This is a genomic window from Pedobacter sp. 10L46_2 (genome assembly GCF_056395165.1).
On sequence record NZ_JBFTIZ010000134.1, the window covers coordinates 10215 to 21795 of the forward strand.

An 11581-nucleotide genomic window follows, 5' to 3' on the forward strand; every position below is an offset into this window, starting at 1 on the left:
GGCCTAAACTCATCAACAATTACCTGGGCTTCTGCTCTTTCTGCCGGTACAGGGATATAATATCCTTCCCCTGGCGTTATACTAAACGAGATTCCCACCAGATCTGCAAGGTTGGCATCCGTTCCTGTTGTTTCTGTGTCAAATGAGATGCTTTCCTGCTTTAAAAGGAAGTCCACAAGCTCCTTACGCAATTCCGGAGTATCTATTAATTTATAATTATGTTCCGTATTTTCAATTGTTTTAGCGGCAACGGCTTGTTCAAATACTTCCGAAATAACTATAGTAGTTTTAGTTTTTACCTCAACTTGATCTGCCACATTACCAAAAAGATCAATTTGTTGTGATCCCCCTGTTTTACCTTCGGCTACATTAAACCCATCACCAAAAACGCGCTTACCAATTGTTCTGAACTCCAACTCCGCAAACAACGGCTCCAATAATTCTCTGCTAGGTTCTTCAAGCTCTAAGGCCTTTTCATCAAATGGAACGGGAACATTAAGTATAATGGTGGCTAATTTCTTAGAGATCATCCCCTGTTCGGCGTAGGTCTCCACATTTTCACGCTGTTTTCCTTTAAGTTCGTGTGAATTTGCAATAATGTTCTCTATAGAACCATATTGTTTAATCAATAATTTCGCAGTTTTTTCTCCAATTCCCGGAATTCCGGGAATATTATCAACCGCATCGCCCCATAAACCAAGAATATCAATTACCTGTTCAACATTTTCGATCTCCCACTTAGCCAGTACTTCTTTTACACCTAAAATCTCCATCTCATTACCCATTCTCGCAGGCTTATAGATAAAGATGTTTTCAGATACCAATTGTGCAAAGTCTTTATCCGGCGTCATACAATACACCTGAAATCCGGCTTTCTCAGCCTCTTTTGCCAAAGTTCCAATAATGTCATCCGCCTCAAATCCATCCTTTGTAATTACTGGAATATTAAACCCTTCTATCAGCTTAAAAATATATGGAAGTGCGGCCGATAAATCCTCTGGCATTGCTTCTCTGTGAGCCTTATAGGCTTCAAAATCGGTATGCCTTTCAGTAGGTGCTTCAGTATCAAATACAACCGCTATATGTGTTGGTTTTTCCTTTTTAAGTACTTCCAGTAAAGTATTTGTAAAGCCCATAACTGCCGAAGTGTTAACTCCTGTAGAAGTAAACCTTGGGTTTTTACTCAGTGCAAAATGGGCCCGGTAAATAAGCGCCATGCCATCAAGAAGGAAAAGTTTTTTCATTGGTATCTGATTCGTTTAATGATCGTGAAAGTTACTACTTTCAACATATCTCAAAGTTAATAATAGAGATCGGATTAGATAACAAACACAAAAGAAATTCCGTTATTTGAGTAATTATGAAAAGAGCAATTAAAACCTTCGCCTTATTAACGACGCTTTTGGTAATCGCATTACGCTCATCAGCACAAGATGCAGTAGTCATTGCCTCTGGAGATTTTGTAAGAGGAACCATACAGGGCACCAATTTTTCGACAGTTATTCTTAAAAACGACGACGAGACCCTCGTTCAGTATAAAGCCAGCGACATTAAAGAGTTTTTATGGAATGGGGAAACCTATGTTAGCAAGCCCATTGTAATTAAAAAGAAAATGGAGCATCGGTTTTTTAAAATTATAGAACAGGGCGCAGTAAATTTATATGCAATTGGTGGCGCCACAAGTATTGAACAACCGCAGCCAAAAAGAGCACGAATCAGGCCATCTGTTGGTATTGGCACAGGAACCGGTGGTTTTGGAGGAGTAGGTGGCGGTGTTGGTATTTCATTTGGAGGAGGCAGAAGAAACGATGCTGAGCAAACTAATCGTAACCTCCCGACAGCCTATTTTATTGAAAAATTTGGAACAGGACCAATGCAGGAAATCCCTGCTGATGGCAATTCATCGGGAAAAACAGACCTGATTAAAAGTATTCTGCTTCAAAAACTTACCAACGATGAAGATCTTGCTGAACGTATAAAGGCAACAGAAGCTTTTGATGCCAAACTCATAAAAGCTTTTGTTGCAGCATATAACGATATGCAGAAAAAATAATCTCTAAATTATCGGCTTATACAGCCTTCAACATGGTCATTTACCATACCCGTAGCCTGCATATGGGCATAACAGATTGTGGTTCCAAAAAATTTAAACCCTCTCTTCTTCATGTCCTTGCTAATTAAATCTGATATCTCTGTTCTTGGAGGCACATCTCCTAAAGACTTAACCCTATTCAGAATGGGTTTCTTATTTGGCAAAAAGCCCCACATATAGTCGGCGAATGAACCAAATTCCTTTTGTATGCCTATGAAAAGCTTTGCGTTGTTTATTGCTGCATTAATTTTCAATCTGTTTCTAATAATACCGGCATCATTCATTAACCTTTCCACATCCGCCTCGACAAATGCGGCAACTTTTTCTACATCAAAGTCCGCAAAGGCTTGTCGATACCCATCTCTTCTTCTTAGAATAGTGATCCAGCTTAATCCGGCCTGGGCACCTTCAAGAATTAGAAATTCGAATAATGTTTTATCGTCGTAAACAGGCTTTCCCCATTCTTCATCATGATATTTCACATACAAAGGATCAGTTCCACACCAACCACATCTAACTATTTCTGCCATTATTTAAAGACTAAGTTCATCCCAATATTCAACTGCCCTTCTGTAATGAGGAATTACAATAGAGCCCCCAACTAAATTAGCGATCATAAATACTTCGTTGATCTCCTCATTGGTTACTCCTTCATCGTAACATTTTTCCAGGTGATATTTTATGCAATCATCACAACGCAAAACCATTGACGCCACAAGACCAAGCATCTCTTTAGTTTTTACATTTAATGCTCCTTCCGCATATGTGGTTGTATCTAAAGCAAAAAACCGCTTTATGTTTGTATTTGCGGTTTCCATAATCCTGTCATTCATTTTAGAACGATAGTCATTAAACTCTTCTACTAATTGTCCCATTATATTAAAATTAATTCCACGTGCCCGTTCATCAAAGTTTTTATTTTAAGGCTACAATTCAACCAGAGGATCCCAGAAATGCTGTCTAAAATTCTGGATTTTATCATTTTTAACTACTACTCCTTCTTTCTCCAGCATTTCCTGCATCAGATCGGGCTCAGAGAAATGGAATTTACCAGTGAGCAACCCACTGCTGTTAACCACCCTGTGAGCAGGTATTTCCGGATGGGCCAAATGTGCATTACTCATTGCGTATCCCACCATTYGGGCCGAACCGCCTGCGCCTAGACTTTTAGCTATGGCTCCATAAGAGGTTACCCTTCCTTTAGGTATTAACCTCACTAACTCAAAAACCTGGTCATAAAATGATTGTTCCATCTAATCAATTTATATTCAGTTCTAAACTAATCAAAAGAGAACTGGATGTAATTTATATTCTTATCATGTTTCAGATAAATCCTTTCGTAATGCGTTTTAATAGCTAAAACTGCATCTGCATACTCTGATTTATACAATTGATCCGTATTTTTATGGCAAACTAACCCTAGCTCCTGAACTTTCTCCACAGTATAAAGATACAAACCGTCGTTGTCAGTTTTCAAGTTTATTTTACCTCCCGGTTTTAAAAAAGTTCTGTACTTATCTAAAAACCCTGGAAACGTTAAGCGTTTTTTCTCACGACTATCCTGTGGTTGCGGATCAGGGAAAGTTATCCATATTTCGTCTACTTCATGTTCGCCAAAGAACTCCACAATATCTTCAATCTGAATCCTCAAAAAAGCTAGATTTGATATTCCCTCGTCCATGCCAGTACGTGCGCCACGCCAAATCCTGTTTCCCTTAAGGTCAACACCAATAAAATTTTTCTCAGGAAACATCTTTGCCAATCCAACAGAGTATTCGCCCTTACCGCACGCGAGTTCTAAAACAACAGGATTGCTATTTTTAAAATGCTGAGACGCCCATTTACCTTTTAATTCTTTACCTGCATCAAGCTGATAAACATTAGGAAAGGTATCTATTTCCGCAAATTTTCTTAACTTATCTTTACCCACTACTAAAATTATTTTTATGCAAACTTAAACAAATAGTTATTTCATATATTCCGTCATCCTGAATTTATTTCAGGACCTCGCATTAGCAAGGCTTTCTGCATTTCCAATTCTAACCTCTATCGATGCCAACAGGATTTTGTACTTTTGTAATAATCATTAAAAGCAAATTGGAAAAGAACGCAAAAATATATGTAGCTGGTCACCGTGGTATGGTTGGCTCCGCAATTTATCGTAAGCTGATCAAAGAAGGTTTCACAAATTTAATCATCAGAACTTCAGCAGAATTAGACTTGCGCAATCAGCAGGCTGTAACCGATTTTTTTGAATCAGAAAAACCTGAGTACGTATTCCTGGCAGCTGCCAAAGTAGGCGGTATTATTGCCAACAATACTTACCGCGCAGATTTCCTTTACGAAAACCTTTGTATCCAAAATAACGTTATCCACCAATCATATAAAACAGCTGTAAAGAAGCTGATGTTTTTAGGTTCAAGTTGCATTTACCCTAAGCTTGCACCACAGCCATTAAAAGAAGACTACCTGCTTACAGGGTTACTAGAAGAAACCAACGAACCTTATGCTATTGCTAAAATTGCAGGTATAAAAATGGCCGACGCTTACCGGTCACAATATGGCTGTGATTTTATTTCGGTAATGCCCACCAATTTGTACGGGTATAACGATAACTATCACCCACAAAACTCACATGTCCTCCCTGCTTTAATTCGGAAATTTCACGAAGCCAAAGTTAATGGCACACCAGAAGTTATCATCTGGGGATCCGGAGCTCCAATGCGAGAATTTTTATTTGCTGATGATCTGGCCAATGCCTGTTATTTCTTAATGCAAGAATACAATGAGCCTGGTTTTGTAAATGTTGGAACAGGAAAAGACCTGACGATAAAAGACCTTGCATTATTAATTAAACGCATTGTTGGATTTAAAGGAGAACTAACCTTTGATAGTAGCAAACCAGACGGAACCCCACGCAAATTAATGGATGTTTCTAAATTACATTCACTCGGATGGAAGCATGAGATAGAACTTGAAGAAGGAATTAAACTGGCTTATCAGGATTTTTTAGCTAAGCATAGTTAAAATTGATATCTTTGCTAAAGAGAATAAACTTTAGCTATATGACCTTAGTTCAACTAGAATACATTGTAGCGGTAGATACTTACAGAAGTTTTGTAGGCGCTGCCGAAAAGTGTTTTGTTACCCAGCCCACCCTCAGTATGCAGGTACAAAAGCTTGAAGAAATGCTAAATGTAAAAATCTTTGATCGAAGTAAACAACCCATAATTCCGACAGAAATAGGTGCGCAGATTATTGAACAGGCTCGCCTCGTTCTTCAGGAAAGCCACAAAATTAAAGAGATTATTAGTAGCCAGCAGCAAGATGTTGTTGGTGAACTTAAAGTAGGTATTATACCCACAGTAGCCCCTTATCTGTTACCAAGAGTAATCGCTGCAATGATGGAAAAATATCCCGATCTAAAACTTCTGATTTGGGAATATACTACAGAAGATATCATTCATCATTTAAAAACAGGAATACTGGATTGCGGAATATTGGCCACTCCACTTGGAGACGGCGCAGTAGAAGAAGCTCCATTGTATTACGAAAACTTTGTTACTTACATCAGCAAAAACAGTAAACTTTATAAAAAGAAAACCATAGATGCCGATGACCTGGAGGATGAAAATATCTGGTTGTTAAACGAGGGACATTGTATGCGGTCGCAGGTATTAAACATCTGCAGATCAACCAAGCAAAATCGTCTGCAAGGGCTTACCTATAATACAGGAAGTGTCGAAACGCTTATCCGCATGGTAGATATGAATAATGGCGCCACTCTGCTGCCAGAGCTTGCACTAGAAGAGTTAAGCAACAAGCAGCTAAGCAAGGTAAGGTATTTTAAATCTCCTGAACCTGTCCGTGAGATCAGCCTTGTTACCCATAAAAATTTCATAAAAAAAAGAATGCTTAATGCGTTGAGAGAAGAGATTTTGGCAGTTATACCAAAAACAATGCGCCAGAAAAAGAAAAAGGATATTGTAGGGATATAACTTACATCCCTACTTCACTAACTTACACCCTTTACTTTTCTGCATGAAGTCCGACTTTGTTTCCTTCTGAGTCAATAATAATTGCTATATATCCCGCGGGAATTAGTGTTTTGGGAGCAATAATTTTTCCTCCTGCCTGTTCCACTTTGTCAAGAACAGTTTGAATGCTTGGACTCGCATTAATGTAAACTATCGTCCCGTTACCAGATGGGCTGTTTCTCTCTGTTTTTGACAATACTCCTGTAACTCTCCCTGATGTTGCCTGAACAACATTAGGATCAAACGGAAAGAAAACGGCTTCGTCGTGCCCATCTGCTCTTTTAACCATTTCAATGTCTAAAATGGTTTCATAAAAAGTCTTTGCTCTTTCAGTATCTACTACTGGGATTTCAAACCAAGTCAAAACATTGGTGTTTTTATCAATTTTCTTAAGTAATTCCATGATGTTTCTTTTATAAAAGCCTATTACTACAAAGTTGATAAATGAAAAGGCTAATGACCTGTGACAATCGTCACAAAATCACGAAAGAGTTCTTCTTTTGCGTATTCTGCTTAAGGTTTCCCTTGAAACACCAAGAAATGAAGCCAATTGAGATAGTGAGACCCTTTGCAGGATTTCAGGATGTTTGGTTTCTATATATTCCAGGCGTTCCTGAGCCGAATAGATCTTAAATAGGTTTGCAAATTCTTCCTGTTTAGAGGCAAACAAGCGGATGCAATTACGCCCTAAAGTCTCTATTTCAATCGCCTGTTTTGCAGCCTGAAACAATTTATTCTTATCAAAAACGACTACTGTTAATGGCTCACAGGCGATGATATTAAATTCAGATTTCAGCCCATTGCCAAAACTGTTGACGTTTGTTGCAATATCATTTTCAAAGAAAAACCCTGTGTTTTTTACAACTCCATCAATTTCATAATAGCTTTTACAATAACCATCATCTATATAAAATAGTGAATTACAGACCTGTCCCTCTTTTAATAGGAACTCATTTTTCTTCAACTCTTTTTTGTTTAACGCAGGTTGAAGCAATTCCCAGCTTTTATCAGAAAACGCCGTTAGCGAATGAATATATTTTAATAGACTGTTCATTTGTTCAGATAACGCAAATCAAAAAAGGCCCCTATGATTCGCATCGGGGCCTTTTATATAGTTTCCGTCTGACGGAAGTTTATGTAAATTATGCTTTTTTGAAACGTTCTGCAACAGCATCCCAATTAACTACATTCCAGAAAGCTGCAATATAATCAGGACGTCTGTTTTGATATTTTAAGTAGTAAGCGTGTTCCCAAACATCCATACCTAAAATTGGTGAACCTTTTACTTCAGCGATATCCATTAATGGATTATCTTGATTAGGAGTAGAAGAAACTACTAATTTTTTATCAGCACCAACGCTTAACCAAGCCCATCCTGAACCAAAACGGGTTGCACCTGCTTCAGCAAATTTAGTTTTGAAATCAGCGAAAGATCCAAAAGCTGCATTGATTGCTTCAGCTAATTCACCTTTAGGCTCGCCGCCTTTATTTGGACCAATAACTTCCCAGAATAAAGAGTGGTTATAATGACCGCCGCCATTGTTTCTAACAGCAGCAGGAAATTTAGAAATGTTTTTAACGATTTCTTCGATGCTTTGGCTAGCTTCCGGCTTGCCTTCTAAAGCTTTATTTAAGTTGGTAACGTAAGCCTGGTGATGTTTACCATGGTGAATTTCCATAGTTTGTTTATCGATATGCGGTTCTAATGCATCTGTTGCGTATGGTAACGCAGGTAATTCAAAAGCCATATTATTTATGATTTAAGTTTAAAAAATATTTTCGGACAATCCTGGTTCAATTGTGTTTCAAAAGTTTAGGATTAAACACCAGAAAACAATTCAACTGAGCAAATATAACATTCGGAGGTTAAGTTTTGTTCAATTATTTGTCAATATTAACCCCTTTTATTTATAAAAAACCGTTTCATCAGATTTCCGCATTGCATGGCCAAAACATTTCCTTGCAGAATTGTTTTTGGATGCAATAAAGATGCTCCTTTGGTCGTAAAACCTCTTTTTGGTTCCGGGGCACCGTAAACGATGCGACCTATTTGTGCCCAATAGCTTGCGCCTGCGCACATTACACAAGGCTCAACGGTTACATACAGGGTGCAATCTTTTAAATATTTGCCACCAAGAGTTTGCGAAGCTGCTGTAAATGCCTGCATTTCTGCATGTGCAGTTACGTCATTTAACTGTTCGGTTAAATTATGCCCGCGCCCCACTATCCTGCCCTTACATACCACTATTGCTCCAATTGGGATTTCTTCTGCGTCAAATGCTTTTTGAGCTTCCTGAAGCGCTAAAAGCATGTAATGCTCGTCTTCTGCGGCAGGGTTCTCTTCTTCTGAAAAATTATAATAACTCATTTAGCACAATTTACTGCCATTAGGCACTTTACCATTTAGGGCTGTTAATACAATATCTCCATTTTCGTCAGCAAAGCCTGTTACCAAGAACTCTGACATAAATTTCCCTATCTGTTTTTTAGGAAAATTAACCACTCCTACTATTTGTTTACCAACCAACTCTTCTTTAGTATAATGTGCTGTAATCTGGGCACTACTCATTCTGATTCCAAGCGCGCCAAAATCTACCTTTACTTTATAAGCTGGCTTCCTCGCCTCCGGAAAATCAAAGACTTCAAGAATAGTTCCTGCCCGAAGTTCTACTTTTTCAAAATCATTCCAGGTTATTTCTTCCATGCGATAAAATTACAACTTCTCGGCAATACTGCCTATCATATCTCTGCTCTTCTGCATATATTTGTAAAGCAAGGCCCCTTAACATAACAATTCCAACCCCAATGATACCGTTTAAAGAGATTTCCTATTTTGCCCTGGCCGCGTTGATCCTTGTGATCAGCCCCGGTCCAAATATGATCTATTTAATATCCCGTTCCATTACCCAGGGACAACGATCGGGGTTAATTTCACTGGCAGGAATCATATCTGGTTTTCTCTTTCACATTGTTATGGTTTCTGCAGGTCTAACAGCTGTACTCTTTGCCGTCCCTTTTGTATACACTACCATTAAAACACTGGGGGTACTATATCTGTTGTACCTGGCCTATCAGGCAATTAAGCCAAACGGAAAAAGTCTTTTTGAAGTCAGACAAGACCTGGCTAATGACAAACCAGCCAAATTGTTCAAAATCGGGGTATTAACCACCCTCAAAAGTCGCGCTGTTCTTTTCAAAAAGCCCGGGCTGGGTAAAAATCCAGAAATGGTTTATGGCAAGTGTTTTGGCTTCGTTAGCTATAAAAATGGCATTAAGCAAAGAAAAGTAGCTGCTAGCCCCCCTTTTTTTTATCTTTGTGCCATGATCGATGTAATACTCAAAAAAGGCAAAGAAAAAGCTGCCGTACTTCGCCACCCCTGGATTTTTTCCGGTGCACTTGATAAAGTTAAAGGTAAGCCTTTAAATGGCGAGATTGTATCAGTATGGTCGGCAGAGAAAGAGTTTCTGGCTTATGCCTATTACAACGACCAATCCAGAGTGGCATTGCGCCTGCTAGAATGGGACCAAAATACCGAAGTAAACAAAGCCTGGTATCAGCAAAAGCTTAAAAGCGCAATTGCGTCCCGCAAACACGTATTAAGTGAGAATACCAATACCTGCAGGCTTGTATTTAGTGAGGCTGATTTTTTACCGGGCTTAATTGTAGACAAATATGCTGATTTCCTTTCCTTGCAGATTTTAAGTGCAGGTATAGAAACAGTAAAAGATGATATCATCGATATTTTAAGGGAAGAGTTAAACCCCATCGGAATATTTGATAAAAGCGATGCCGGAGCACGTAAACACGAAAACCTGGAGGTTACACAAGGGTTGTTATGGGGAGAGACACCTCCCGAGTTTATTGAAGTGAAGGAAAATGGAGTTGTTTACCACATCAATATTGCGGATGGGCAAAAGTCAGGCTTCTATTGCGATCAGCGAGACAACAGATTAATTCTTGCGGAATATACTAAGGACAAAACGGTATTGGATTGTTTCTGTTATAGCGGTGGTTTTTCATTAAACAGCTTAAAACAAGGTGCATCTCATGTAACCAGTGTAGACAGCTCTGCTCTTGCCATAGAAACACTGCAGCACAATCTTACGCTTAACGGACTTTCGCAGGATAAACAAACCAGCATCCAATCCGACGTAAACAAGCAACTGCGTGTATTTAAAGAAGAGGGTAAGAAATTTGATGTTTTAGTACTTGATCCACCAAAATATGCACCATCACGTTCTGCATTAGACAGAGCTGCACGTGCCTATAAAGACTTAAACAGACTTGGCATGCTTCTGCTTGAAAGCGGTGGTATCCTTGCTACTTTCTCGTGCTCTGGTGCAGTAGATCTTGAAACTTTTAAACAGATTATCGCCTGGGCAGCATTAGATGCAGGTAAGGAAGTGCAAATCATTAAGCAGTTTAGTCAGCCCGAAGATCATCCTGTGCGCATTTCTTTTCCAGAAGGTGAGTATTTAAAAGGCTTGCTCTTAAGGGTATTGTAGACTAATCTTCCGGAAGTTTATCGTACTCCCCTTTTAGGGCATAGTAGCCGAAAACAACAAGCCCTGCACTGATGGGGATAAAAATAAACAGGATAATACCCCACTGTAAAGCTGTGTTTGTTTTTGCCACTCCTTCTGGGGCAAGGCCTACTTTTTCAATAGCCTGTATAAACATAAATATGATAGATGCCGGACCTAGTAAGATCCAGAATATTCCTAATGCTTTTTTTAATCCGTTCATGGTAATTTCTCTTTTAATTGATTAATGATCAGCCTCGCCATGGTCCGGCTTTTTATTCGATAAATAAATCGCCCCTATAATAAAACTTAATGCGGCTATTCCAATTGGATACCACAAGCCAGATAATGGCGTAGAACCCGAGAAACTAGCTATAAGCGTTGCAATAAACGGCACCAACCCCCCAAATACGCCATTACCCACGTGGTATGGCAGCGACATGGATGTATATCTTATTTTGGTTGGGAACAACTCTACTAAAAATGCAGCGATAGGACCATATACCATTGTTACCAGCAAAATCTGAAAGAAAATAAGGAACACAAATTTCCAGAAAACAGGAGTAGAAAGCTTTTTATCCTTAAAAGCATCAGGCGAAATACTTTCAGGCTTACTTAAATCAGCGTATTTAGTATGCGCCTGTATTTTTGTAAACGACGCTCCACTTAATAAAGTAACCTGAGATGCGGTGGTAATTAAACTATCTGAAGTATTCTCAATCAAGGTTTTTGTTACCGCAGGATTGGAAATTTCTTTAATATCTTTCTGCTCGATCTTGGTTACATCTGTATCATCAAGGAATATCTGATATATTGGCCGGTAAAAGATAATCCCCAGCAACATCCCTGTCAGCATAATCCACTTTCGACCCACCTTATCGCTCCATGAACCGAATATTACAAAGAAAGGCGTTGCAAAGGCTATACC

General features: G+C 38.9%; 15 protein-coding genes and 2 pseudogenes. 5 read left to right on the forward strand and 12 right to left on the reverse strand.

The genetic code is table 11. The annotated features are described in order from the left end of the window. The coding region (locus AC1DDX_RS15280; RefSeq protein ID WP_477622228.1) for a 5'-3' exonuclease at positions 1 to 1244 on the reverse strand (1244 nt) is incomplete at its 3' end. Between the two features lie 116 nt (positions 1245 to 1360). Here AC1DDX_RS15280 and AC1DDX_RS15285 point away from each other — a divergent pair. Next, on the forward strand, positions 1361 to 2053 hold the full coding sequence (locus AC1DDX_RS15285) for a hypothetical protein (protein ID WP_172662263.1): 693 nt from the start codon (positions 1361 to 1363) through the stop codon (positions 2051 to 2053). An 8-nt stretch (positions 2054 to 2061) separates the two neighbouring features. On the opposite strand, the gene AC1DDX_RS15290 is transcribed toward AC1DDX_RS15285, so the two are convergent. The 4 genes from AC1DDX_RS15290 to trmB are packed head-to-tail and all read right to left on the reverse strand — an operon-like array spanning position 2062 to position 4022. Continuing rightward, a complete protein-coding gene (locus AC1DDX_RS15290; protein WP_172662264.1) occupies positions 2062 to 2622 on the reverse strand; it encodes a DNA-3-methyladenine glycosylase I in 561 nt (186 codons plus the stop codon). A gap of 3 nt (positions 2623 to 2625) precedes the next feature. Continuing rightward, positions 2626 to 2967, reverse strand: a complete 342-nt coding sequence (locus AC1DDX_RS15295) for a carboxymuconolactone decarboxylase family protein (protein WP_172662265.1) — start codon at positions 2965 to 2967, stop codon at positions 2626 to 2628. Positions 2968 to 3018: 51 nt separating this feature from the next. Continuing rightward, positions 3019 to 3345 carry an MGMT family protein gene (locus tag AC1DDX_RS15300; RefSeq protein ID WP_477622229.1) on the reverse strand — a complete coding sequence of 109 codons (327 nt, stop codon included), beginning with the start codon at positions 3343 to 3345 and terminating at the stop codon, positions 3019 to 3021. Positions 3346 to 3371: 26 nt separating this feature from the next. After that, a complete protein-coding gene (gene trmB / locus AC1DDX_RS15305) occupies positions 3372 to 4022 on the reverse strand; it encodes a tRNA (guanosine(46)-N7)-methyltransferase TrmB (RefSeq protein WP_172662267.1) in 651 nt (216 codons plus the stop codon). Between the two features lie 167 nt (positions 4023 to 4189). Here trmB and fcl point away from each other — a divergent pair, with 167 nt between their 5' ends. Both fcl and AC1DDX_RS15315 read left to right on the forward strand, forming a co-directional pair. Beyond that, positions 4190 to 5119: a GDP-L-fucose synthase gene (fcl, locus tag AC1DDX_RS15310; protein ID WP_288883836.1), complete on the forward strand. Its 930-nt coding sequence runs from the start codon at positions 4190 to 4192 to the stop codon at positions 5117 to 5119. 38 nt (positions 5120 to 5157) lie between these two features. Beyond that, positions 5158 to 6090 carry a hydrogen peroxide-inducible genes activator gene (locus AC1DDX_RS15315; RefSeq protein ID WP_172662269.1) on the forward strand — a complete coding sequence of 311 codons (933 nt, stop codon included), beginning with the start codon at positions 5158 to 5160 and terminating at the stop codon, positions 6088 to 6090. Between the two features lie 31 nt (positions 6091 to 6121). On the opposite strand, the gene AC1DDX_RS15320 is transcribed toward AC1DDX_RS15315, so the two are convergent. The 5 genes from AC1DDX_RS15320 to AC1DDX_RS15340 form a co-directional block, all read right to left on the reverse strand. Then, a complete protein-coding gene (locus AC1DDX_RS15320) occupies positions 6122 to 6532 on the reverse strand; it encodes a VOC family protein (protein ID WP_172662270.1) in 411 nt (136 codons plus the stop codon). 78 nt (positions 6533 to 6610) lie between these two features. Further along, positions 6611 to 7183 carry a Crp/Fnr family transcriptional regulator gene (locus AC1DDX_RS15325; protein WP_337717044.1) on the reverse strand — a complete coding sequence of 191 codons (573 nt, stop codon included), beginning with the start codon at positions 7181 to 7183 and terminating at the stop codon, positions 6611 to 6613. An 88-nt stretch (positions 7184 to 7271) separates the two neighbouring features. Next, positions 7272 to 7877: a superoxide dismutase gene (locus AC1DDX_RS15330; protein WP_172662272.1), complete on the reverse strand. Its 606-nt coding sequence runs from the start codon at positions 7875 to 7877 to the stop codon at positions 7272 to 7274. Between the two features lie 146 nt (positions 7878 to 8023). Continuing rightward, a complete protein-coding gene (locus AC1DDX_RS15335) occupies positions 8024 to 8497 on the reverse strand; it encodes a nucleoside deaminase (protein ID WP_172662273.1) in 474 nt (157 codons plus the stop codon). After that, positions 8498 to 8833 (reverse strand): tRNA-binding protein, encoded by a 336-nt coding sequence (locus tag AC1DDX_RS15340; protein ID WP_172662274.1) that lies wholly within the window; start codon positions 8831 to 8833, stop codon positions 8498 to 8500. Positions 8834 to 9006: 173 nt separating this feature from the next. Here AC1DDX_RS15340 and AC1DDX_RS15345 point away from each other — a divergent pair. Both AC1DDX_RS15345 and AC1DDX_RS15350 read left to right on the forward strand, forming a co-directional pair. Beyond that, positions 9007 to 9243: pseudogene (locus AC1DDX_RS15345) on the forward strand (LysE family translocator); the annotation flags it as partial. Positions 9244 to 9450: 207 nt separating this feature from the next. Beyond that, positions 9451 to 10635, forward strand: coding sequence for a class I SAM-dependent rRNA methyltransferase (locus tag AC1DDX_RS15350; RefSeq protein WP_172662276.1), 1185 nt, complete (start codon positions 9451 to 9453; stop codon positions 10633 to 10635). A 1-nt stretch (position 10636) separates the two neighbouring features. Here the strand turns inward: AC1DDX_RS15350 and AC1DDX_RS15355 are convergent, their stop codons facing one another. Then, the gene (locus AC1DDX_RS15355; RefSeq protein ID WP_048908201.1) at positions 10637 to 10876 is read right to left on the reverse strand and encodes a DUF6814 family protein; all 240 of its coding nucleotides are present in this window, start codon (positions 10874 to 10876) and stop codon (positions 10637 to 10639) included. 21 nt (positions 10877 to 10897) lie between these two features. Next, positions 10898 to 11581 (reverse strand): annotated as a pseudogene (locus AC1DDX_RS15360) (MFS transporter); the annotation flags it as partial.